The following is a 25,595-nucleotide window of genomic DNA, read 5'->3' as shown; positions in this document are numbered from 1 at the left end:
AATATCTATGCTCGGATGTTTATCAAACACACAAATTCTCCCAAAATAACACCCGATACCACAACACAATTTGACTAATATACAAAGAGATTTCTACAAAATTCAGATTCTCAATCTTGATAAATACTGACGACTATCATAATTAAACCTTGAATCTGGTCAAGGTTTAAGAAGTGCCGAAATACGAACTTTGTGTCATCAAGTGGTAGATTTACTTCATACTTGTAGGTTTAGAGGTTAAAAAAGAAAGCAGTCTTGATGTTCAGGACTGCTTTTTTGTGTTAAATTTGGTCAAAAATAATCCAATTCAATCCCGCTTGTATTTTGAAAGAGTTAATTGGGTTTTTCGGAGAAAAATTCTCCGCTGAACATTCCTCTGACTACATTTCTTTTATTGAAGAATTCTATAACAATGCGCCCAATGCCTATCATTCATTGGACGCCGATGGCTACTTCTTAAAAGTCAATGATACCGAACTCAAAATGCTCGGATATACCCGTGAAGAGCTCATCGGGAAAAAACGTTTTTTTGATTTACAAATCACCCTTCTAACCGAAAGTGCAGAGGAGTTTTATCGCCAATTCAAGCAAACAGGTACTACCCGAAACCTTGAACTAGAGTTAGTTTCCAAAACAGGAAATCACGTTCAAGTGCTCCTCAACGCCAATGCGATTTATGACAAAGACGGCAACTTTATCGCTAGTAATTCGGTGATCGTGGATATTACTCACAAAAAAGCTTTAGAGAAGGAGTTGATGGAAAAAAATCAAGAACTGAATCATCTCAACGAACAGCTTTTTCATATTAATCAAGAAAAAAATCGCTTCATCGGAATTGCCTCTCACGACTTACAAAATCCCATTACTAATATTAAGCTCATTGCGGGAAAGTTTAGAAAAACCGCTCAAAATCTAACTGACAGTCAAAAACGTTGGATTGATGAATTGGTGAGTACTTCAGAAAGAATGGCGTCGCTTATCAAGAATATGTTGAGTGTTAATCGCCTTGAAAGAGAATCTATTACGCCCGAAATCGACTATCACAATATTGTTCAGCTATTGACTACCTCGCTTAATCGCTTTGAAGAAATTGCCAATCGCAAAGGCATAAGCTTGCATTTTGAGAGCCAAGCACCATTGTTTATGGCAAAAACAGACCAAGAATATCTCACTGAAATCATTGATAACTTGGTTTCAAATGCCATTAAGTTTTCGTATGCCGATTCTTCCGTATCTGTAAAATTGGAGTGTACAAGTAGCTATTTCGAAATTTCGGTGCAAGACCAAGGGCAAGGGATTTTGCCAGAAGAAATGAATTTATTGTTTGGTCGTTTTCAAAAATTAAGTGCCAAACCTACCTCCAATGAGTCTTCGACGGGGTTGGGGCTTTCTATTGTAAAAGAATTAACCGAACAACTGAGCGGAACCGTAAGCTGCCATAGCCAAATTGGCAAAGGAACTTGTTTTACTGTAAGATTTAATAGTTAAGTATTAATGCAAAATAAAATGCATTAATGCGCTTTAGGCTGTAGGCATTAGGCAAAAAAGCTCCAATTATTTCATGAGATTTTTTTTTCAACTTTTAGCCTACGGCTCATAGCTGAAAGCCAAATGGCAATTGAGTGTATGAGTGATTATTTAAAAAATTTGTACACTAGCTAAAAGACGCGAAGCATTGCGTATCTACCAATAATCACTCACTCGCTCAATCACAAATCACTCTATTTTAAATGACTCCTGTAAGTCCATTAGCATTCTGTGGCACTCAATGCCAAGCCTGCTTCGGAGGTTTCTTTATATTTTTTGGACATATCTTTACCTGTTGCCTTCATTACTTTAATCACACTATCGAGCGAGATTTTTTGTAAAGAACTATCCCCTGCTGTTGCCAACAAAAACGCATTATACGCTTTTACAGCTCCCATGGCATTGCGCTCGATACATGGAATTTGGACATAGCCTCCAATTGGGTCGCAAGTCATCCCTAAATGGTGTTCGATAGCAATTTCGGCTGCCGATTCCATAGCGTGAATACTTTTGGTGGCACAATACGTCAGCATAGCTGCTGCCATAGCCGAAGCCGAGCCAATTTCGCCCATACAACCCATCTCGGCACCCGAAATACTTGCATTATGTTTTACCAAAAAACCAACAGCCGCAGCCGCCAACATTCCCTCACGCATCTCGTTGGGAGAATAATGAAAGTGATTTTTCAACAAATACGTAATACCTGGAATAACACCAGATGCGCCTGACGTTGGGGCAGTAACTACGATATTCCCAACAGCATTTTCTTCTGATGCTGCCAAACAATAAGCGTTCAAAAAGATAAGAAAACTATCACTCGTCAAAGCAAGTTTTTTGGCCTTTTCGTAAAGTAACGGTGCTTTTCTACGAAGCTTGATGGTGCCAGGCAATACTCGTTTGTCTTTCAAACCACGCTTTACCGCTTTGTGCATAAAGTCCAAAATGGCATCTATTTTTTTGTCTATTTCTTTACGACTTGCTCCCGTCAAAGCTATTTCATTGGCATACATTAATTCTGAAAGTGTCAAGCCATTACTTTGTAACTGCGCTTTCAACTCTTTCATATTGGTGTATGGATACGCAGGTGTAAGCGTACTCGTTGTTACTTTTTGACCCTTACGATAAATAAACCCACCTCCTACAGAATAGTATTCATGCTGAAGTACAACTTGCTCAGCACGAAGCAGTTTTAGTACCATAGTGTTGGCGTAAGGAGAGTCATATTTTCCTTTTTTAAATACAATACTCTCAGCCGAAATAGGAATCTCTATTTCATGAACTTTTACGGGATACTGCTCTGTTGTGTCTTTGAGAAGAGCTGAAAACAAAACAGGATCACAGGTTTCAGGAGTCCAGCCCAAAAGCCCAGCAATAACCGCTCGGTCGGTGCCGTGTCCTTTGCCTGTAGCGCTCAATGAACCGTATAAATGAATTTGGATTTGTAAAGAAGCGTCGATTTGGTTGGGAGAAAGCGCATTAAGTTCCTTTAAAAAATCGTACGAAGCTTTCATCGGTCCAATGGTATGTGAACTCGATGGTCCTGGTCCAATTTTGAATAAATCAAAAATGGAGGTAGTAATAGGATTTTTTATCATAGTTGTTGTTGAAGAAGTTCGTATCCGCCTCCACCATAATCATGGTGTTTGGGACGACGAAATTAGAGATTTTTTATAAAATCATCATCAATACAGATGCTTATATTTTAGAATAGCGGGGCAGTTTAAGCAAAGAGCATTTCATAAAACCAACAAAGGTCTACAAATACACTAGATAAACTATTTTTTTACTTTTAAATATGAATAAACAATCATATATTTGTATAGTAAAGTTCTGATTTATAGACAATCCGTCGAATCCAGAATAAGAGAATCATCCCTTTAAAATATTAAAATATTTTTGCTATGGCAGCTGTAGCCTACAAAATCAACAAAGAAAAACTCGAAAAAGCCGCTTTTATTCTCAAAACGGTAGCGCATCCTACGAGGTTAGCCATCGTAGATTTGTTATCGATGCAAGAGCGACTTTCAGTAAATGAAATATGTACGATTCTGGAATGTGAACAGTCGCTACTTTCACATCATCTTATCAATATGAAATTAAAAGGAATTTTACGCTCAGAAAAGGATGGACTCAATGTATTTTATTCTTTAAAAGAACGTGATGTAACCAAATTAATTGAATGTATTGAAAATTGTAATTGTAATTTTTAGGACTAGAAAATCATCAACCTAAGAACAGATTTCGCCAGAAAACATAAGATTTTGCTTATCTATTTTCTGGCTTTTTTTAACAAAAAATACATGAAAAAACATTCATATAATCATTTAGTTATAAATTAGTAAAAAGATGAATAAAGACTATTGGAACGAGCGCTATGCAGCAGGACAAACAGGATGGGATTTGGGAAAAGCCTCTCCTCCTCTTGAAGATTATATAAAGCAGCTTGGCAATAAAGACCTAAAAATTCTTCTTCCTGGCTGTGGAAATGGGTATGAAGCATTACTGATGGCGGAATTGGGCTTTACTAATCTGACAGTTTTAGATATAGCTCCTTTAGCAGTGGAAAAGCTCCAAGATAGACTACAGAGTTACCCATCGGTTAGGATTCTTTGTGAAGATTTTTTTGAGCATGTCGATAACTATGACCTAATTTTGGAGCAAACTTTTTTTTGCGCTTTACCACCAAGTATGCGAGAGCAATATGTGCAAAAAATGGCTGAACTCTTAGTGCCACAAGGTAAATTGGTAGGATTATTATTTGCCACAGAATTTGATAAAGCAGGACCTCCTTTTGGCGGAACAACAGAGGAGTATTTACAACTATTTAGTCCTTATTTTACTGATGCTATTTTGGAACCATGCCGTAATTCAATCCGCCCACGCCAAGGCAATGAGTTATTTGTAAAATGGGTAAAAAAGGACTTGTAAGTATTAATTTGCATTAGGCTGTAAGCTATAGGCAAAAAAGCTTAAATTATTTCATGAAAAATTCTTTTCAACTTTTAGCCTACAGCATAAAATCTAGAGCCTAATGCGGGTAAAATAAGATTGTTTTATTATCTAGCTTGAGACTTAGTCTTGAACTAGTGAGTAGACATAAAACTATATGCCGTAGGCTAAAAGTATAAAAGTGTTTCTAACAAAATTATCAATATACTTTTTGTCTACTGCATACGGCATAAAGCATAACATTTATACTATCATAACGGCTAAAACTGCCATGCTTAATGCATACAGCATAAAGCCTATAGCTAATTCATTCCATGAACAGTTCATTTGAAAGTATTATCAACTCAGACAAGCCTGTTTTGGTTGATTTTTTTGCCACATGGTGTGGTCCATGTAAGACAATGGCACCCATTTTAGAAGACCTCAAAAAGCGATTAGGCGATGAGATAAAAATTATTAAAATAGACGTAGATAAAGCTCAGGCACTAGCACAAGAGCTTAGAATTAGTGGCGTTCCTACCTTGATTCTATACAAAAATGGACAGCAAGTTTGGCGACAGTCGGGTGTAGTTCCTGTGCATCAGTTGGAATACACGGTAAAGCAATTTTCTTAATTTTCTTACGATACATAAGTCGTAGGCATTAGGTAAAATACATTCAAGCACAACTTTTAACTTATGGCATAAAGCCTAATGCCTATCTATTACGGACAAAATTTACTTATCTTTAATATTAACGAATTATCTAAATAACTCTATGAACAACGATAGCAAAGTAGGGGCAATGGTCAAAGCCAAATGTCCACAATGCCATAAAGGTAAATTATTTACACACCCATGGTGGAACATATTCAAATTTGATAAAATGCATGACCATTGTTCTGAATGCGGACTTCGTTATGAGCGTGAACCAGGGTTCTTCTATGGTGCTATGTATGTGAGTTATGCATTTACTGTTGGGATTATGCTTGTGGGAGGCTTTGTGATTTATAACTTCTTTGGTGATCCTGAACCACTTGGATATATCATTCCCATTGTCTTAATTTCCTTGATATTTGTTCCTTTCAACTTCCGTATTTCTAGAGTATTATTTTTATATCTTTTCTCTGGAATAAAGTATAAAAATCCTAAAAAAGACTAATAAACTCTCATAATCAATTACTTTTGCACTAGGATTTCTCTACTAAAATAGTAGACTCCTAGTGCACATAGTATTTCTTTCCAAGATTGATTAAATGAGATTTAAAATTATCATAAGTACCCTTTGGGTATGTGCATCTTGTTGTGCCCAAGCCCAAAATTATAACCACTATGCAATCTGGACTCGCTTTGCGCTCCAGAAGAAAATCTATAAGAACTTCGAGGTTAATCTTGAGTATCAGTATAGACGTCAAAATGACTATCGTGAGAGTTCTATTAATCCAACAGCACTCCCATTGATGGAAGCTTACCGACTTGGATTGGTACACCGAGGGCAAAACCTTGTGGTGTCGCTATTCCCTTCTTTTTTTCATTCTTATCAACTTTACGCCAAAACATCCGATTTTAGCAAAAAAGACCGTTGGGAGTTTCGCCCTTTTTTGATGGCTGAATGGTTACACTCACTCAGTCCAAAGTGGATGGTTCGACTACGAGGTGGTTACGAATATCGACTATTCAAAAATGATGGTGATGCTTGGAATGAGTCACAAGGGCGTGCTAGATTAAGAGGACAATTGCGCTATATTCTCAATTCGAAAAACAATGTTTTTATAAGTGAAGAGTTATTACAGAATGCATATCCCAACATTCCAGCCAATTCATTCAGTCAAAATCAGGTCTATCTAGGATATTCTCATAACTTTTCTCCTCATTTTACGGTCGAAACAGGCTATATGTGGAATCATCGACAACGTAGTTCACTCATCGAATTTGATGAAGAACATAGTCTTCAAGCGCATTTTATTGTACGCTTATAAAGTATTCTGTCTTCGGATAAGCATGACGCTTTTATGATATTAGCTTCTTTTATTTGTATTTTCAATAAAATGCTATTTTCATGAAAGCGAAAAAACTAAATCTATTCTTAAAACTTTTCTGTGTAGGGTATATATGTCTATTTTCTTTTACACAGAACACCTTTTCCCAAGAACTATATCCTGTAAAACTTTCTCCTAAAACATGGCATAATCAAGAACTAGAATTACGCTATCGTCCCGAGGGCAAAGACTTTGTGATTACCAATGGCAAGCGGCTATTCACACGAGCGCTTTATGGTACAAACACCGCCTTTCGTATCGAAACAGGTGACCGTCCTGAATTTGCCTTGTATATGCCAGGCATGGGGGGCAACTTTAAATTGGGGATTTCTGTCAACCAACAAAGCAAATGGTTAATCCAAGCCGATAGCATTATTGCACGCTATCGAGCTGGCGCAAGGCTCTATACCATCAAAGATGCAATATTGGGAAATGGTGTTCTCGAAATTGAGATTTTAGCCTTGTCCGATGCAGAAGGGTTTGTTCTGAAAACCCAGTTTAAAAATACTCCTCAATCTACCGAGTTATATTGGGCATTTGGAGGAGCAACAGGTAAAAAGTTTTCCAGAGATGGGGATATGGGACCCGACCCAGAATCTAATTTTTATCTACAGGCAGCCAATTGCAAAGACAACCAGTATGTAATTCCAGAAAAAGGAAAATTCATCCTCAAATATGGTACAGGCTTGCCCGCTACAGGTGATGGACGATATTTTGTGGAAGATGCCAAGGTGCCTGCCAAACCAAGCAAAGAACAGACTCTCCAAGGCACTTTCCCGACCGAATCAGAACTTAAGGTGGTAGATGCACAAGCGTTGGCTTCTCCCCTATCTTTATATCAATCACAAACAGAAAAAGCTCCTGTCATTTGTGGAAAGCTCGTCATAACAAACCCATCCGAATATTTCTTTACAATTTATAATCCTACAACCAAAGCCAATATTGAATATGATGAGTTACCACGTATTTTTCAAGAAGCAGAAAATACTCATGAAACCTTAGCTAATCGTATCCAAATCAATACTCCCGATCCATTTATCAATACGATTGGAGGCACTTTAGCCATTGCCTCTGACGCTATCTGGGACTCACCTACCTATATGCATGGCTCAATTGGCTGGCGGATGCGTTTGCCTGGTTGGCGTGGGCCTTATACTGCCGATGTGCTGGGTTGGCACAATAGAGCCAAAACACATTTTGAAGCTTATGCTTTATCACAATTTACCACGCCACTTGCAAGTCCTATCAAACCCGATAGCGCCATGCACTTTGCTCGAAGCACCGAAAAATCGGGTATAGGGATGTTTAGCAATGGTTATATTAATCGAGACCCGAATGGCACTAACCTACGTCCACACCATTACGATATGAATTTGGTGTATATCGACCAGTTACTACGCCATTTTGCTTGGACAAAAGATACTACTTTCATGCGCCAAACATGGTCGGTCATCAAAAGGCATTTGGACTGGGAAGTAAGAAATTTTGACATAGATAAAAACAACCTATTTGATGCCTATGCTGCCATTTGGGCAAGTGATGCACTTCAATATAGCGGTGGTGATGTCACTCACACTTCAGCTTATAATTATTTGGGTTTTAAAAAAGCCGCACAAATAGCCAAATTGATGGGCGACAATCCGAATCCTTATCTGGAAAAAGCTGAAAAGGTTTTGAAAGCCATGAATCAAATTTTATGGATGCCACAAAAAGGAACTTTTGCCGAGTTTAAAGATGCATTAGGAAATAAGCTACTGCATCCTTCAGCGGGTATTTGGACGATTTATCATAGCATCGATTCGGAAGTGCCAGATAAGTTTCAAGCTTATCAAATGCTCAGGTATGTAGACAATGAAATTCCACATATTCCGATTAGAGCGAAGGGGCTGGAAGACAAAGGTTACTACACACTTTCTACCACCAACTGGATGCCATATATGTGGTCGCTCAATAATGTCGCTTTAGCAGAATCGATGCATATTATTTTGGCAAACTGGCAAGCTGGTCGTACAGACGAAGCCTTCAAACTATTTAAAAGCGAAATATTACAGTCGATGTATTTGGGTGGAAGTCCTGGCAATATTGTTCAGATTTCGTACTTTGATGCTGCCCGTGGCGAGGCTTATCGAGATTTTGCAGACCCCATTGGTATGTTCTCACGCGCCTTGGTCGAAGGTCTATTTGGTATCGTTCCTGATGCGCTAAACAATACCTTATTGATTCGCCCAGGATTACCTGCAACTTGGGATTATGCTTCTTTTAAAACACCTGATATTAGCTTTGATTTTAAGAGAAAACTAAAAACAGATACCTATGTAATCATTCCTACTCTGCCTACAGCTTTAGATTTCAAATTTCAGGTATTGGCTCAAGGACAAGTAGCTCAAATCGTTGTAAATGGGAAAAAAGTTGGGTGGAAAAATCTTGACCAATCTGTAGGAAAGCCTGTCGTTGAAATAGCACTTCCTTATTTACCACAATATGAAATTGTTATTCAGTGGAAAGGGGAAAAGCCAATTTTACCCAAAACTGAAAAAACCTATACGAATCAGGAATTCATAAAGCAAAGCTTTGTAGGTGCTAAAGTTTTAGAGATTTTTGACGCTCAAAAAGTATTGAGAAATATTCAAGTGGTAAACAATCAGTTTTCTGCCCAAATACAAGCCCTAGAGGGTAATTACACCGTTTTTGCACAACTCCAACAAGGCAGTTTATCTTGGTGGATGCCTATATGTTTTAAGGTAAGACCTGCTATTGAGTTAATAAGTAGTCATGAAAAAGAAGAAAATATTACTAAGTTTTGTCTTCAAAACAATACGTCAAATTCTCTATTGGCTCAGGTATTCATCAATCATTTCAGAACCAATTTGAGCATAGAAGCAGGTAAGTTCTCTGATACCATTACTATTTCTGAAAACGATTTACTATGCGGAACCAACAAAGTGCGTATCGTTTTTGGGAAAAATCAAACCATAGAAACTACGCTAGTCAATTGGCAAGGTAAACTACAGCTTCGTCAGGAAACCGTTGATCTTACTGCCTTTTTTAATGATAAAGTCACTCAAATTTTTCAAAACCAATACCTCTCACCGCGTCCACTGGCTACGACTTTGCAATTGCCTTGGCAAGGTATTGGAGATTGGCCACATCCACATGAAAGCTTTGAAGTAAAAGATGAAGGTTTGAGAAAATTAGCACAAACTAATGACCAATTCGAGTTGTCTCAGGGGATTCGTTTCAAGACACCTTCTAATCCAAAAGTCAACAATATTGTTTTTACCTCACAATGGGATAATTACCCTAACGAAAAAGTGATTCCATTATCAGGAAATGCCTCGCACGCGTGGTTTTTGATGGCTGGCTCGACTAACCCTATGCAAAGTCAGCTAGATAATGGTATCATCACAGTTAAATATACTGATGGCACAGAAGAACTATTAGCATTGCGAAATCCTGAAACGTGGTGGCCTATCGATCAAGATTATTTCACAGATGACTTTGCGTTCAAACTAAAGCAGTCTCGTCCAATTAGAGTACATCTTGCGACAGGAAAGGTGGTAAATGGACAAGAATCCAAGGCGTTCTGGAATGGCAAAAAGATAGAAGGTGGTGCTGCAACAGTATTAGATATGTCTCTTAATCCAAAGAAAACACTCAAAAGTATTACACTCAAAACCCTTACAAACGACGTAGTAATTGGTTTGATGAGTATTACACTAGGACATTAGTGAGTGTTGAGTTGGGAGTTGAGAAAGTGAGGAATGCAGAGTTAGGAGTGCGGAGTTTTACTTAATAGTATCTCAAGTAACAGAAAGCCAATACCCCATAGCCCAATAAAAAAGGCTCTGCCAACATACGTCAGCAGAGCCTTTTAATATACTTAATCAGAAATGATTATTTCTTCTTCTCCAATTTTTTCTTAGCTTCTTCACGAGCTGAGTCTTCCATTTGAGCTTTCAAAGCTGTCAAAGCATCTAAGTCACCCAAAGTTGATTTCTCAACAGAGCTAGTAACTTTTTCTACATCTTTAACAGTTCTTTTCTTCTCTTCTTGAACAGCCTCTTCTTTAGCGTCGTTGAAAATTCTTGTGTGAGAAAGAGCGATTTTACGATCTTCTTTGTTGAATTCGATTACTTTGAAGTCAAGTTGTTCACCAGCTTCAGCAACAGAACCATCTTCTTTCACCAATTGTTTCAACTGTACAGAACCTTCGATACCGTAAGGCAATTCCAAAGTAGCTCCTTTGTCATTTTTCGCAACGATAGTTGCTTTGTGAACAGAACCTACAGTGAAGATTGATTCAAAAGTATCCCAAGGGTTTTCTTCCAATTGTTTGTGACCTAAAGCCAAACGACGGTTGTCCGCGTCAAGCTCCAATACCACAACGTCTAATTTCTCACCAACTTTGATGAACTCAGAAGGGTGTTTGATTTTCTTAGTCCAAGACAAGTCAGATACGTGAACCAAACCATCGATACCCTCTTCCAATTCAAGGAACAAACCGAAGTTTGTCAAGTTACGTACAGTACCAGTGTGCTTAGTACCTACTGCGTATTTGCTCAACAAATCTTGTTTAGTCCAAGGATCTTCAGTCAATTGTTTGATACCCAATGACATTTTACGCTCAGAGCGATCCAAAGTCAATACAACTGCTTCGATTTCGTCACCTACTTTCAAGAAGTCTTGTGGGTTACGCAAGTGTTGCGACCAAGACATTTCTGAAACGTGGATCAAACCTTCAACACCTGGCAATACTTCTAAGAAAGCACCGTAATCAGCAACGTTTACAACTTTACCTTTTACTTTAGAACCGATTTCTACTGTAGCTGCCAAAGCATCCCAAGGGTGAGCTTGCAATTGTTTCATACCCAAAGAGATACGTTTCTTGTTCTCGTCGAAGTCCAAAACAACCACTTGGATTTTCTGATCCAATTTAAGCAACTCTTGTGGATGGTTGATACGACCCCAAGAAATATCTGTGATGTGCAACAAACCGTCAACACCACCTAAGTCGATGAACACACCGAAGTTAGTCATGTTCTTGATAACACCTTCAAGAACTTGTCCTTTTTCAAGGTTGTTCAAGATCAATTGACGTTGTTCTTCAAGGTCTTTCTCGATAAGAACTTTGTGAGAAACAACAACGTTATCGTTAGCATGGTTGATTTTAACAACCTTAACTTCCATTTTCTTACCAACGAAGATATCAAAGTCACGGATTGGTTTCACATCGATTTGTGAACCTGGCAAGAACGCCTCAACACCGAAGATATCAACGATAAGACCACCTTTAGTACGACGCTTAACGAAACCATCGATAACGATATCTTGCTCAAGAGCTTCTTCGATGTTTTTCCATGCAGTCATTACTTTAGCCAATTTACGAGAAAGAATCAATTGACCTGCTTTGTCTTCTTGGTTCTCAACGTAAACATCTACTACATCTCCAACTTTCAATTCAGGCATATCTCTGAATTCTGAAGTTGGAACCATACCGTCTGATTTGAAACCGATGTTCAAAATCACTTCACGGTCTGTGATACCTACTACAGTACCTTTTACTACTTCTTTCTCAGTTACAAGGTTCAATGTACCTTCAATAAGAGCTTCTAATCTTGCTCTCTCTTCGGTAGAGTAACCACCACCGATACCTTTAGTGCCGACTAAATCCCAGTCGAAATCTGCTAATTGATTAGCCATGTTTAAATAAAAGCCCTGATACATCAATGTGGCGGGCAAAACACATTGAATTATAGTTAGTTAATCCCAATTGATTGGGGGTGCAAAGGTATAAAATTTTTCTAATATTCTGAAAATGAATGAGAAAAAAATATTTACCCTAATATTAAGACATATAGAGTCTATCGTCAACAAAGGACAATTTAAAGTTAGTTGTGTACGAAGTATTATAATCGGATATCGGATGTTAGATTTCGGAAGTATAACCTATTTTTTTAATTATCTTTCCGAAATCAAAAATCTCAAATCTGCAATAGCTTAGTATCCTTCGTAAAGTCCTAATCTCAAGTATATTTTCTCTTCTAAAATAAACCTACTCTCCTATTGCTTTTCTTACGACTCTAAATAATCCATACAACGAAATTCCAATCATCAGTATAATAGCCACTTGCGCTACAGCTCCTTCACTTGGATGTTCCACTAATGCCTTAATTTCTTTGGCTTGGGTTCCTACCCATATAGACAAAAGCGTGCGGGGCAACATCCCAATAAAACCTGCAGTAAGGAAGTTTTTTAGCTTGGCTCCCGAACATGAAAACAATAAGTTACTCACCGCAAAAGGCAATACAGGTGAAAGTCGCGCCAACAAAATGATTTTGAACTCTTGCTTCTGAAGATTTTGAAGAAGTTCCTTTACCCCTTCTCTTTCCTCCAAAGCACTCAATAATCGTCCACCATCTATTTTAGCGGCCATTATATATCCAATCCAAGAAGCTAGCCAATAGCTGATACAAACAGGAATTAACGCTTGCCAACCCAAAAAATAACCACTCAATAGCGCTATAAAGGTAGTTGGCGTAAGTGCAAAGGCCATTGTCAAACTTGCAGCGGCATATACCATCGTCCATGTAGACAAATCGAACTGATGGATATTTGCTTCATGAAACATCACCCATACCGTAATCGAAGAACTAACGACTAAGGGCATTACCCCTAAAAAAAAGGCATAGACCAACGAAAAGGTATTCTGTTTAAAAAATGAATTCATAAGGATTGGTTTCGAATAAAATTTACTCGAAATCTGATTAAAATTCTTCAAACTTCAAAGGAAGTAAGTCTCCTATTGATTCCGTTGCTAATACTTGGTTGTTTGCTCCAAGCATCAATAAGCGAATTGGCTGTTTTTGACGCACTTCGTATTCAAGCATTGCTTGGCGACAAGCACCGCAAGGAGGAACGCCTCTAAACTCATCACCCTTCCCAGGGCGAGCGATAACCGCAATAGATTTGATTTTTTTGTCTGGATGATTAGCTCCTACCCAAAATATCGCTGATTGCTCAGCACAAGAGCCTGATGGAAAGGCTGCATTTTCTTGGTTATTGGCAGTGATAATAGTATCGTCTTCTAGTAATATAGCAGCACCCACATGAAACTGTGAATAAGGCGCATAAGACTTATAAGTAGCCTTACGAGCTTCCATCAACAACAACTGTTCTTTTGCACTCAATTCAGTTTCTGAGTCATAAGATTCTAATGAAATAGTTACATTTAATTTCTGCATAGTTTATGATGATTTTAGAAATAGGGAAAGGTATAACGTGCTGTTTTTCAGAAAAGTTCTTAAAGAGTATGATTTTTTTTAGCTTGTTATTTTTCTAGCTCAAAACTTTTAGAGAATGAGGTATAGAACTTGTATAATGTCATGGATAAAGCACTGAAAAACTACTATTTACGGTAAGCCCATAAATACCAAAAGCGCCGTAAATGTGACAGAAAACGGGCTTCTATCGCACCTACGGCGCTCTTTAATCTATTTCGTCATGTTAGTTATTGCTATCGAGCTCTCACTCCTCTCTATTTCGAATATCGGATGTTGGATTTCGGAAGTATAAACTTCTTTTTTTGTAAAAAATAAAGGTATTTTACTCTATTTCCGAAATCAGAAATCTGAAATTGTTGGAAATCCTTCGTACACTACTAATTTATCGCTTGTACTTGGGTTCGTCTCTAATAACGACTAACAAATAACTTATAACCTATATCAACTAGAATGATTTTGCGATATTCACAAATTCACGAGATTTCAATGATGCACCACCGATTAGACCACCGTCGATATCTTCACGAGAAAACAACTCAGGAGCGTTTTTCTCGTTACAGCTACCACCGTATAGGATAGAAGTATTATCTGCTACTTCTTGTCCGTATTTTGTAGCAACATGAGCGCGCAAGAATGCGTGCATTTCTTGTGCCTGATCAGAAGATGCTGTTACACCTGTACCGATTGCCCAGATTGGTTCGTAAGCAATTACTACTTTACCGAAATCTTCTACTGACAAGTGGAAAAGGCTATCAGTCAATTGTGAAGCTACAAACTCCAAGTATCCTGGAGCATTGCGCTGATCTAGAGATTCTCCACAACAGAAGATTGGAGTCAAACCATTTTCAAGAGAGATATTTACTTTTTCAGCCAATTGCTCATTAGTTTCACCAAAGTACTGACGACGCTCAGAGTGACCTAAGATTACATATTCTACACCGATTGATTTCAACATTGGAGCTGAGATTTCACCTGTATAAGCACCAGAGGCTTTTTGGTGGCAGTTTTGAGCCGAAATACCCAAATTTACTACTGGCTCAGCATATTTTGTCAAAGTACTCAAGTACAAAGACGGAGAAGCAATAACTACAGTAACGTCTGTAGATACTTCATCTTTCACCATGTTTGCCACTTCAGAAGCTAAGATTAATGCTTCTTCAGCTGTTTTGTTCATTTTCCAGTTACCAGCAACGATTTTCTTTCTCATTTTTTTAAGTAAAGTCGGGGAGAGAAACAGCTTGCGCTGAATCTATTGAACCACTGTTTTTTGGTTGAAACTTAATTACCCTACAAATTTATAGATAAAATATGCTTTGCACTAAAAATTTAGGGATTTGTTTCGGCGAAGCATAATTGAGTATCCTCTCGCAAATGGCAGAACTCTTTTCCTAAAAATCAACCTTTTAGCTTTCATAAAAAAAGCCTCACAAATATTGCGAGGCTCCCATTGATCTTTATACAGCCTAGTTTTTGACGGCTAGTATTTTATCGGTCTTTTTGGTGACTTTAGCTTTCTTTTTGGCTTTAAACTTTGAGCCAAGCAATTGTAATTCTGCAATTTTACGCTCATAACTTGCCACAAGTAAAGCACTTTCATATTTTTTGCTTTCTAGGTCGGCACTCATTTTTTTCATTTGGTCCTCCAGCTCATCAAACTTTTGCCCCATTGCATCTGCTTGCTTTTTGATGATACTTACCTGATTCTCTAACTTAGCAATCTCCACGTTTTTGTATTTGATTTGATCTTCTAAGTTGAGCTTGGTTTCCTTCAGTTCCTTAATTTCTTTGTGTGCTCGTTCGACACTTACGTCAAGACGGTCTTTGTCTTGTATGAGCGCTTGGTATTTTTGCTGGCTAACACAAGAAGACAAAAGTCCTCCTGCTAGTGCAGCATAGAGTATTGGTTTAATAACTACTTTGGACATGGGCGTTGGTTTTTATGGGAATGTGGGTATTGATGAATACTCGGTAATCAGTTCTATAAAACTAGCGATTAATCGTTGATATCATCTATAAAATTCTTGCAGAAATCTGGCGGTTTTACTGCTTTATCATTGCTAATTTTCTTAAATATAATTAATTCTAAGGGCTCTTTTTAGCTTTTGTATCTTTCCAATGATAAATTTAAACAATCTAAGAAAAACATTTGTTTTATATCCTAAAATACTATAAATTAGATAGATACTAAACAGACAAGAATATGAGAACCTCTTTATTAAAAATTGTTCTTGCGCTGTTCATTGTTTTTATTTCTCATGAGCAGCAATTCGCATTCATCCATCATGCTTTCGTGACGTCGCTTGGCTTTCCTAAGTCACTTTCTCCCACTCGAACCAAGGAAAAGGTTGTGGAGGAAAAATTTGGGTTTCAATTTATTAAAAATAGGAAAATTACTAAAATTCCTTTTGAGCTTCAGGCAAATTTAATCATCATCCCATTAAAAATCAATAATTCAGATACCTTACACTTTATCCTCGACACTGGTGTAAGTACAATCCTGATTACAGACCCTACTTGTCTCCAAAAACAAAATCTGATTCCTATTCGAAAAGTTAAGATTGCAGGAGCTGGCGAAGGTGAAAAATTGGAGGCTAATATCGTACTTAATAATACCATTCAAATGGGGGAAGTGACAGGATACCACCAAAATTTGGTTATTCTGAAAGAAGACATCCTCAAATTAAGTGAATTTGTTGGACGTCCCATACATGGAATTATTGGCTATGAACTATTTGACAGGTTTGCAGTAACTATTGATTTTAATATGAGGGAAATAACCTTTCAAAATCCTGATAACTATAAATACAAACCTTCAAAAGGAGAAAAAATTCCGATTTCGATTGAAGACAAAAAACCTTATCTCAATACACTTGAGCTTGTAGATAGTGTTACTAGCGTTCCTATCAAAGTAGTGTTAGATACAGGAGCAGGTCATGCCCTTTCGTTGGATGCAACAGCTAACTCTAAAATCAAGCTTCCACAAAAGCTCATTAGCGCTCAGTTGGGTAGAGGATTGAGCGGCATTATTAATGGCAAATTAGGTCGTATTCAAAAGTTAAAGATTGGGAAATATACCTTACAAAACTTGGTTGCGTCCTTTCCTGATAGTAACTCTTACAAAGTAATTCCTAATGTCTTGGCAAATCCTCGTCAAGGAAATATTGGTTGTGAGTTTTTGAGAAGATTCAGAGTTACTTTCAACTACAGAGATCAATATATTGTTTTGAAAGCCTCAAACAAAAATCTTAAAGAGCCTTTTGAACATAATATGACAGGAATGGAATTGGCAGCCAAAGGTCAGAACTATAACGAGTACTTGATTGAAAGAATCGAGGCTAATTCTCCTGCTGAAAGTGCAGGTTTACAAGAAGGGGACAAATTATTGTTTGTGAATGACAAATCTTCGCGCGACATATCCATAAGTGAGCTGTACAAGTTATTCCAGAAAGGCGAAGGAAAACCTCTCAATTTTGTGGTCAAAAGAGGTAATGGCTTGTTTGTAACAACTTTAACATTAAAACGGGCAATATAAGCATGAGTGATGAGTTCTGAGTATAATTTTTTATCTCATTAACTCGTTCAACTTAATGCTGCATTATTGAGCTTTCGGTTATCGGCTATGAGTACTCGGTAAAATATTTTTTATAGCTTCCCAAGCATCATATTGAAGATTTTAGCCTATTGTAGGTTAAGATTTTGCCCATTAATATTTGAGTGAATGAGATAGATAAAAATCACTCATTCACTCAATCTCAACTCACTCGATAGTTACTGTATTGCCATTTTTACTAAATCAGCGGTATTTTTCGCTTTAGTTTTCTTCATCATATTCGCACGGTGATTGTCTACAGTACGAATACTCAAAAACAGCTTATCTGCAATTTCACGGCTATTATAGCCTTGCACAATAAGGTCAAGAATTTGGCGCTCTTTAGGCGTAATTTTCTGAAAAATAGGCTTACTTTCCACAGGTGCGCCTCCCGAAAGATTTTTTGCAAGTAATTCGTCAATAATCACTTCGGATATTTCAGGTGGAAAATACTTACGACCTTCCGAAACAACGCTCAAAGCACGAAGTAACTCGTCTTTGCCTGTATCTTTTAGCAAATATCCACTTGCACCATTCTCTACAGAATTGATGATGTATTCACGGTTGTTGTGCATCGAGAAAATCAAGATTCTCACCGATGGATATTCCTGTGAAATTACAGCGGCAGCTTCGATACCTGTCATTTTGGGCATAGTAAGATCTAAGATAACCACATCGGGCATCAAAGCTTTTACTTTTTCGATAGCTTCGGCACCGTCGGCAGCTTCGCCAATTACAAGTACACCCTCTTCGTCCTCAAGGAGCATTTTCATGCCTTTACGCACCACATCGTGGTCGTCGGCTAGTAATACTTTTATAGGATTCATATCGTTGTCTGTTGAGTTAATGGTTTTTTCTTTGAAATAGTGGATGACTTCTTTTTATTCGATAAAGGAATAACCACCTGAATAGCGGTTCCTTTTCCAATTCCTGACTGTATTTTGAATTGTCCGTTCAATAAATTACTACGAGTTTGCATATTTTTCAAGCCATTACTTCCCAAGCCTTTTTTACTTGGACCAACTTCAAAACCTTTGCCGTTGTCGATAATATGCATTAAAACACGTTGATTGGCTTCCTCCAAATGAATACTTATCACACTAGCATCAGCGTATTTTACGGCATTGTGTAAAGCTTCTTGGGCAATACGATATAGAGTAGTTTCAATATTTTCAGGAAGTCGCTTTTGAATATTATCATGAAAATCTATTCCCACTCCTGACATTTTAGAAGTTTGCTCCGCCAAAATTCTCACGGCAGGTCCCAAGCCATAATCACTTAATACCGATGGTGCCAAGTTGAAAGAAACTGTACGAGTAGCTTCAATAGTCTCTTGAATCAATTTCTGTAGCTCCTCAAAAGACTTTTCTTGTTTTTCGTTGGTAAATGGCGTACTGCGCACTCTTTCTCCAAGTAATCGTAAGCCTGTTAGCATTTGCCCAATACCATCATGCAGCTCGCGAGCGAGACGCTTGCGCTCTAGCTCCTGCCCCTCCATCAAAGAAGCTGAACGTACTTTTTCTTCTGCTAATTGTAATTTATATTTCTCCTCTGTAGCCTGAACTAGCGCCGCTTGGGTAGTTACGAGCATCTCATTGGAGTCACGCAATTCTGTTTCTGAATCAGTCAGTTTTTTTATAACCACTCTGATATAGTTGGCTATTGGTCTAAATATCAAGAGTCCTTCGAGTACCAAAACGACAAATAATAACACAAACAAAATCAACTCGATACGCTTAATGGTATCTACTCGTTGACTGGCTTCTTTATCGTATTGGAAAACGATTTTATCCATCATTTTCAAGAAATTACGCTCATTACTCAAAATTTGCTGAAGCGAAGTATGAAGCGAATCTGCTTGGTTTTTTACAGGGTTCTCAATAATGTAACTGATAGTTTTGGCATTGGTAAGCATAACCGTAAAAATCGGATTTAGCTCCAAAAATAAACTATCAATAGTAGGACTGTTGCGAACCGTATAGGTTTGCTCAGGCGTATCTAACTCTCCTCCTTTCAACCCATTGTGACAGCCTTCCCACAGTCGAATAATATCTTTAATATCTTGCGAATAATGCTCGGCATCGGCAGGAAAAATATCAGGACGACAAAGCAAAATCGATGTTTTACATAATCGTTGGCTGAGCATTCTTTGACGACCTGCGATATTAATAACATGAGAATCGTCTAGTAATTGGTGTAGAAACAATTGAATAACCAATTGTCCTGACATAGACAAAGCGGCAACCGTTGTAAGTGCAATCACATACAAGCGGGTCAATCGTTGAAAAACTTGGGTATCTAAAGGCCTCATAACCTGAAATATACCAATTTTTCGAAATAAATCGCTAAGTCGTTTCAAGTAATTTACTGGTTATCAAATTGTTTCAAAAAAATCTTAAAAGTATAATATTTTGCTTTGGACTTGTCCTAAAATAAGAAGCTAAAAACAAGCCCAAAGCTGTATTTGGTCGTTACAAGCCTACGTAAACCATTCCGTTTTCTACTTTCACGGGATAGGTTTGAATCTGATAATCGTCGCCAGAAAGACAAGCTCCTGTTTTCAAGGAAAAAGTCTTTTTATGAAAAGGGCAAGCCACTTTAGGTTCTTGTTCTTCGCCCGTCGAGCCAATCATGCCTCTCGAAAGAGCCATTTGTTGGCGATGTGGGCAAAGATTTTGTGTGGCAAACCATTCACCTCTTCTTTTAAAATTATAAATAGCGATTTGTTCTCCCTTGATGAGTGCACAAGCTCCGCCATTTTCGGGTATGTCGGCTTCTGAACATGCCAAATGCCAAACAAGAGTATCTTCTGCTAATATGTTGCTCATTGTATTTGCTTTTTAAGGACTTTGGGCAATAGCAATCTATTGCCTTCAATCTGTTGAATCATTATTTCACCCACTCTGCTGCTTTAATTTGGTCACGCATTGGCTCGAATTTGACATTCGGGTCTTTTATGTGTGGCGCATTGACAAAGTGTGTAAAACGTTTGCGAAGCTCAGGGTTTGTTACTACCTCTTTCCATTCACAACGATATGCCTCTACCAGCATATTCATTTCATCTTCAAACTGCTTATTTAAGCCTAATACATCATCGATTACAACGGCTTTGAGATAATCTATTCCACCATCGAGTTTATTGAGCCATGTGGCAGTGCGAGTCAAAGGTTCTGCCGTTTTGATATAAAACATCAAGAAACGGTCGATGTACTTAATACAGGTTTCTGAGTCGATGTCGCTGGCTAATAATAAAGCGTGTTGAGGCTTTACGCCGCCATTGCCACATACATATAAGTTCCAACCTTTCTCGGTAGCGATAATTCCAAAGTCTTTCGATTGCGCTTCGGCACACTCACGCGTACAGCCCGAAACTGCCGATTTGAACTTATGAGGCGCTCTCAGTCCACGGTAGCGCTCTTCGATTTCGATGGCAAAAGATACAGAATCATGCAAACCAAAACGACACCAAGTTGAGCCTACACATGACTTTACAGTACGTAATGCCTTGCCATAAGCGTGTCCTGACTCAAATCCAGCATTGACCAATTCTTCCCAAATGGCAGGCAAGTCTGATACGTGAGCACCAAAAAGGTCGATACGCTGACCACCTGTGATTTTGGTGTAAAGTCCGTATTTCAACGCAACTTGTCCAATTACAATCAATTTATCTGGCGTTATTTCTCCGCCAGGGATACGAGGGACAACCGAGTAAGTGCCATTTTTCTGGATATTAGCTAAATAACGGTCGTTCGAATCTTGAACGGTGTCATTGCCTTTTACCAAAATCATCTCGTTCCATAAACTTGCCAAGATAGAAGCTACAGCAGGCTTACAAGTTTCGCAACCATCGCCGTGACCCAATCCATCCAAAGCCTCCTCATAGGTTTTATATCCTTTGATTTTGACAAGGTCAAAAAGCTCTTGACGTGTATACTCAAAGTGTTCGCAGATAATATTGCGGATATACACCCCTTGGCTTTTCATGGTTTCGTTGATGAGGTCTTTGACCATCGGTACACAACCACCACAACCAGTACCCGCTTTCGTACATTTTTTAATAGCGTCAAGCGTATTATTTCCTGCCAAAACTTCCCCACAGATTTGTCCTTTTGATATAGCTTCACATGAACAAATCGAAGCGTCGTCTGGTAATGCCATTACACCAGCACCTGATTCTTCCTTGCCTCCACGAGCCCCGAGCATCAAATCCTCTGGGTCAGGAGGAAGAACTGTTTGGTTTTTGACATTTTGCAAAAGCATATTATATTGCTCTGCATCGCCAATCAAAATCCCTCCGAGCAAATACTTGCCATCGTTGGAGATATTGATTCTTTTATAAATACCTTTCGCAGAATTTTCGTAAACGATAGTCTGACAATTAGGTTCTTGAATAAAAGCATCCCCAAAACTTGCCACATCTACCCCAATCAATTTGAGTTTAGTAGACATATCAAACGGCTTGAATGATTTATCTTTATCCTTTACCAATTGATTTACTACCACATCTGCCATTTCATAACCTGGTGCAACCAAGCCATATATCATGTGATGAGCCAAAGCACATTCGCCAATAGCATAAATATTTGGGTCTGAAGTCTGCAAATAATCATTTACAATCACACCTCCACGCACACCTACTTCTAATCCTGCAATGCGAGCTACTTCGTCGCGAGGTTTGATACCTGCCGAAATCACTAACATGTCTACTTCCAACTCTACTCCATCAGCAAAGAGCATCGAAGAGATAGCGCCATTGCCACGAATTTCTTGGGTATTCTTATTCAAATGTATCTTCAAACCTAATTCTTCTAACTTAGTCTGAAGCATTTTTGAGCCTGCATCATCTACTTGGCGAGGCATTAGCCTTGGCGCAAATTCGATTACATGCGTTTCTTCTAATCCTAGGTCGAGCAATGCCTTTGCTGCTTCAAGACCCAACAAACCTCCACCGATCACCGCACCTTTTTTGGCTTTTTTGGCATGATTCTGCATCATATCCAAATCTTCAATCGTACGATACACAAACACTCCGTCTTTTTCAACGCCAGGAATCGGAGGCACAAAGGCAGCTGAGCCCGTAGCTAATACTAAATAATCATACGCCTCGACCAAACCATGGTGCGAGCGAACCGTCTTGGCATCTCTATCGATGTCCACGATTGGGTCAGAAAGGTGAAGGGTAATGCCATTTTCGGCATACCAACTTGCAGGAGCCATTGTCAGGTCTTCAACTGTTTTACCAGCGAAGTATGCAGACAAATGTACACGGTCGTAAGCTGGACGAATTTCTTCGCCAAATACAACCAAATCAAACTCCTGAGCGGCGTCTTTTGCAATAAGCTTTTCACAAAACTTATACCCCACCATGCCGTTCCCCACTACGACAATTTTCTTTTTCATTTGATGGTTATTTATAGGATGATAAATGCTTGATTACTGATTCATATAGATACCCTATTAAGGTGTGAGTATCTTTACTCTATTTAAGCCGTTGTGAAGTTTGTCTTTAAAAAAGCTAAGTATTTTTAACTAACTAGTAATAAATACTCAGATACTGTGTGGTAAATAGAGAATGTGTAATTAGTTATTTATCACTATAAATACTAAATGAAAAATTGAATCTAATTGTATTAATTCTATAACAAATTTATTCATTTTTTCCCACAACCCCTTGATTTATGTATCAAATTTAAACCTATTTTTATTGATTTTGCAAATTTTTTCAAAAAAATACCTAAAATTTTAACTTAAATTTTGGATTTAAACATTTTTATGCCATTTTTGTATCGAAATCACAACTGAGTAGTTTCAATCATAAGCAAAAATATCAAAAAAGAATAGAATATGAATATTCCAAGAATAAGTTTGATTGGAGCTGGCCCAGGTGATATAGAGTTAATTACTCTAAAAGGCATCAAAGCAATAGAGTCAGCAGATGTTATTCTCTATGATGCCTTAGCTAATGAAGAACTTTTGGCGTATGCCAAGCCAGATGCCGTAAAAGTATATGTGGGAAAACGCTTAGGTAAATATGTTTATACGCAAGAGCAAATCAATTATCAGATAGTACAATTGGCCCTTGAATATGGACATGTAGTAAGGCTCAAAGGTGGCGATCCTTTTGTTTTTGGAAGAGGCTTCGAAGAAATAGAATATGTTCGTTCATTTAATATTCCTTGTGAAGTGATTTCGGGTGTTACTTCTGCCATTGCGGCGCCAGCTTCGGTAGGAATTCCAGTTACCACGAGAGGATATGCTGAAAGTTTTTGGGTAATTACTGGCACGACCAAAACAGGTGAACTTTCAAATGATATTAAACTAGCGGCACAGTCAACCGCAACGGTGGTAGTGCTGATGGGTATGAGTAAATTAGAACAGATTTGTGCTATTTTTACTGACTACCAAAAACAAGATACACCAGTAGCAATAGTTCAAAATGGCACACGCGACAACGCCAAGTATCTTGTCGGAACTATTGAGGATATTGGAGCAAAAGTAAAAACACAAAAACTCAGCAATCCAGCAGTGATTGTCATTGGCGAAGTGGTAAGTCTTCATCCAGAGTTTATAGAAACTTACCTAAAAGAAGAAATTAGAACGATGCGTGGTTAAGGACATTTCATTTTAGTTAGAACGTAATCAAGCACTATATAAAACAAAAAGGTTTCAACGATAATTCTGCGAAACCGTTCCACTAATTACCTTGATAAATTAGACTACTTCATTTTTCATCAACACTCTCAAAATTAATAAATCTTATACCTTGCCCGCTTTCTGGGCTCTTTAGTTCTTTATTTCCCTTCAACAGTTAGTTGAAAATGGTCATTCGTGGGGGCGAATGTAAAACCATCTGTATTATGATTGTGGGGGCAGTCATGTTACTGAAAACAGGAATAAATTATGTTATCGCAAAACTCTGTATCAAACAGGGCTCCGTTAGAGTCCTTGAATGTATTGTCGTGGAAAGGAATCCAAATGAAGACTTTTCATATTACATGGATTACTTTTTTCTTTTGCTTCTTTGGTTGGTTTGGCATCGCGCCATTGATGAAAATCGTCAAAGATGATTTGGGACTTACCAAAGCTCAAATCGGAAATGTAATGATTGCTTCGGTTTCGGCAACAATTTTTGCTCGATTAATTATCGGACGTTTATGCGACACGTTAGGTCCACGTTTGACGTACACTGGTTTGCTACTCCTTGGCTCTATTCCTGTAATTGGTATTGGTTTGGCGAATAGCTACGAAAGCTTCTTATTGTTTCGTCTTGCTATCGGTGTTATTGGCGCATCATTTGTGATTACACAATACCATACTTCTATGATGTTTGCTCCTAAAATTAAAGGAACTGCCAACGCTGTAGCAGGAGGCTGGGGCAACTTGGGAGGAGGTATTACTAACATGGTTATGCCTTTAGTATTTGCAGCATTTGTTGGAGCGGGTTATACCAAACCTGAAGCATGGAGATTAGCCATGATGATTCCTGGAGTAATTTTATTGGTAATGGCATTTGTGTACTTCCGTTATACAAAAGATACGCCAGCCGGTAACTTCTCAGAAATTACTCGCCAACAACAAACAAAAGGTTCGTTCTGGGCAGCAGCCTCTGATTTTCGTACATGGATTTTGTTTTTAGCTTATGGAGCTTGTTTTGGTATCGAAATTACGTTCGACAATGTAGCCGCTTTGTACTTTTCAGAATACTTCAAATGTGATTTAGCAACAGCAGGCTTATTGGCAGGTATCTTCGGATTCATGAACTTGTTTGCCAGAGCCATCGGAGGCATCGTAGCCGACAAAGTAGGTGCTAAAATGGGAATGCGTGGTAAAGGATGGTTATTAGCAGGATTGTTGACTTTTGAGGGTATAGGTATTATTCTCTTCGCTCAAACCAATTCTTTGGCTATGGCAGTGGTAGCGATGTTAGGTTTTGCTTTCTTCTTGAAAATGGCAAACGGCGCCACTTATGCAATCGTACCTTTTATTGATTCAAAAAATGTAGGCTCTGTTTCAGGAATCGTAGGTGCTGGTGGCAACCTTGGTGGTGTGCTAGCAGGCTTTTTATTCAAATCTGAAAACATTACTTATAACCAAGCTTTCTTCTATATCGGTTTAGTGGTAGGCGCTATTGGCTTAGTGGTAGCCATAAGTCGTTTCGAAAAACAATCACAAACTTCAGAAAAATTAAAGTTAGAACCAGAAATGGCTTAAATGATATTTCAGATTTAGGATT

General features: G+C 38.2%; 20 protein-coding genes. 10 read left to right on the top strand and 10 right to left on the bottom strand.

Going from position 1 to position 25,595, the window contains the following annotated elements; translation table 11 throughout:
• The first annotated feature begins 324 nt into the window (after nt 1–324).
• Entirely contained in the window at nt 325–1,488 is a 1,164-nt protein-coding gene (locus tag GVN22_RS03320; RefSeq protein ID WP_166549654.1) for a PAS domain-containing sensor histidine kinase, read from the top strand.
• Between the two features lie 260 nt (nt 1,489–1,748).
• Here GVN22_RS03320 and GVN22_RS03315 read toward each other — a convergent pair whose 3' ends face one another.
• Complete coding sequence (locus GVN22_RS03315) at nt 1,749–3,122, bottom strand: L-serine ammonia-lyase (protein WP_166549653.1); 1,374 nt, start codon at nt 3,120–3,122, stop codon at nt 1,749–1,751.
• 306 nt (nt 3,123–3,428) lie between these two features.
• Between GVN22_RS03315 and GVN22_RS03310 the strand changes: the two genes are divergently transcribed.
• From GVN22_RS03310 to GVN22_RS03285, 6 genes are all read left to right on the top strand, one after another.
• On the top strand, nt 3,429–3,737 hold the full coding sequence (locus tag GVN22_RS03310) for a helix-turn-helix transcriptional regulator (RefSeq protein WP_095166866.1): 309 nt from the start codon (nt 3,429–3,431) through the stop codon (nt 3,735–3,737).
• A 136-nt stretch (nt 3,738–3,873) separates the two neighbouring features.
• Entirely contained in the window at nt 3,874–4,455 is a 582-nt protein-coding gene (locus GVN22_RS03305) for a methyltransferase domain-containing protein (protein ID WP_166549652.1), read from the top strand.
• Between the two features lie 335 nt (nt 4,456–4,790).
• Nucleotides 4,791–5,090, top strand: a complete 300-nt coding sequence (trxA, locus tag GVN22_RS03300; RefSeq protein WP_166549651.1) for a thioredoxin — start codon at nt 4,791–4,793, stop codon at nt 5,088–5,090.
• Between the two features lie 142 nt (nt 5,091–5,232).
• Nucleotides 5,233–5,616: a DUF983 domain-containing protein gene (locus tag GVN22_RS03295; RefSeq protein WP_166549650.1), complete on the top strand. Its 384-nt coding sequence runs from the start codon at nt 5,233–5,235 to the stop codon at nt 5,614–5,616.
• A gap of 94 nt (nt 5,617–5,710) precedes the next feature.
• Nucleotides 5,711–6,433, top strand: a complete 723-nt coding sequence (locus GVN22_RS03290; protein WP_166549649.1) for a DUF2490 domain-containing protein — start codon at nt 5,711–5,713, stop codon at nt 6,431–6,433.
• A gap of 80 nt (nt 6,434–6,513) precedes the next feature.
• Complete coding sequence (locus GVN22_RS03285) at nt 6,514–10,221, top strand: DUF4450 domain-containing protein (RefSeq protein ID WP_166549648.1); 3,708 nt, start codon at nt 6,514–6,516, stop codon at nt 10,219–10,221.
• Between the two features lie 166 nt (nt 10,222–10,387).
• On the opposite strand, the gene rpsA is transcribed toward GVN22_RS03285, so the two are convergent.
• From rpsA to GVN22_RS03260, 5 genes are all read right to left on the bottom strand, one after another.
• A complete protein-coding gene (gene rpsA / locus GVN22_RS03280) occupies nt 10,388–12,193 on the bottom strand; it encodes a 30S ribosomal protein S1 (protein ID WP_166549647.1) in 1,806 nt (601 codons plus the stop codon).
• A 352-nt stretch (nt 12,194–12,545) separates the two neighbouring features.
• Nucleotides 12,546–13,220, bottom strand: a complete 675-nt coding sequence (locus tag GVN22_RS03275) for a TVP38/TMEM64 family protein (RefSeq protein ID WP_166549646.1) — start codon at nt 13,218–13,220, stop codon at nt 12,546–12,548.
• 37 nt (nt 13,221–13,257) lie between these two features.
• Nucleotides 13,258–13,734 (bottom strand): cytidine deaminase, encoded by a 477-nt coding sequence (locus tag GVN22_RS03270; protein WP_166549645.1) that lies wholly within the window; start codon nt 13,732–13,734, stop codon nt 13,258–13,260.
• Between the two features lie 484 nt (nt 13,735–14,218).
• On the bottom strand, nt 14,219–14,980 hold the full coding sequence (gene tpiA, locus GVN22_RS03265) for a triose-phosphate isomerase (RefSeq protein WP_166549644.1): 762 nt from the start codon (nt 14,978–14,980) through the stop codon (nt 14,219–14,221).
• Nucleotides 14,981–15,236: 256 nt separating this feature from the next.
• Entirely contained in the window at nt 15,237–15,698 is a 462-nt protein-coding gene (locus tag GVN22_RS03260) for a hypothetical protein (RefSeq protein ID WP_166549643.1), read from the bottom strand.
• Between the two features lie 275 nt (nt 15,699–15,973).
• On the opposite strand from GVN22_RS03260, the gene GVN22_RS03255 reads away from it, so the two are divergent.
• Complete coding sequence (locus GVN22_RS03255) at nt 15,974–17,305, top strand: aspartyl protease family protein (protein WP_166549642.1); 1,332 nt, start codon at nt 15,974–15,976, stop codon at nt 17,303–17,305.
• Between the two features lie 236 nt (nt 17,306–17,541).
• Here GVN22_RS03255 and GVN22_RS03250 read toward each other — a convergent pair whose 3' ends face one another.
• The 4 genes from GVN22_RS03250 to nirB all read right to left on the bottom strand — a co-directional run bounded on the left by GVN22_RS03250 (nt 17,542) and on the right by nirB (nt 22,762).
• A complete protein-coding gene (locus GVN22_RS03250) occupies nt 17,542–18,189 on the bottom strand; it encodes a response regulator transcription factor (protein ID WP_166549641.1) in 648 nt (215 codons plus the stop codon).
• Nucleotides 18,186–19,673: a histidine kinase gene (locus tag GVN22_RS03245; protein WP_166549640.1), complete on the bottom strand. Its 1,488-nt coding sequence runs from the start codon at nt 19,671–19,673 to the stop codon at nt 18,186–18,188. The genes GVN22_RS03250 and GVN22_RS03245 overlap by 4 nt, the downstream gene beginning before the upstream one ends.
• A gap of 160 nt (nt 19,674–19,833) precedes the next feature.
• Complete coding sequence (gene nirD, locus GVN22_RS03240; RefSeq protein ID WP_166549639.1) at nt 19,834–20,190, bottom strand: nitrite reductase small subunit NirD; 357 nt, start codon at nt 20,188–20,190, stop codon at nt 19,834–19,836.
• A gap of 61 nt (nt 20,191–20,251) precedes the next feature.
• A complete protein-coding gene (gene nirB, locus GVN22_RS03235) occupies nt 20,252–22,762 on the bottom strand; it encodes a nitrite reductase large subunit NirB (RefSeq protein WP_166549638.1) in 2,511 nt (836 codons plus the stop codon).
• A gap of 444 nt (nt 22,763–23,206) precedes the next feature.
• Between nirB and cobA the strand changes: the two genes are divergently transcribed.
• Nucleotides 23,207–23,974, top strand: a complete 768-nt coding sequence (gene cobA, locus GVN22_RS03230; RefSeq protein WP_166549637.1) for a uroporphyrinogen-III C-methyltransferase — start codon at nt 23,207–23,209, stop codon at nt 23,972–23,974.
• A gap of 288 nt (nt 23,975–24,262) precedes the next feature.
• Complete coding sequence (locus GVN22_RS03225) at nt 24,263–25,573, top strand: NarK family nitrate/nitrite MFS transporter (RefSeq protein ID WP_166549636.1); 1,311 nt, start codon at nt 24,263–24,265, stop codon at nt 25,571–25,573.
• Nucleotides 25,574–25,595: the final 22 nt, after the last annotated feature.

Source organism: Cellulophaga sp. BC115SP (assembly GCF_009905545.1).
Classification (GTDB): Bacteria; Bacteroidota; Bacteroidia; order Cytophagales; family Spirosomataceae; genus Flectobacillus; species Flectobacillus rivi.
Note: the sequence above shows the minus strand (reverse complement) of the source record. Positions and strands in the feature narration are given on the sequence as shown.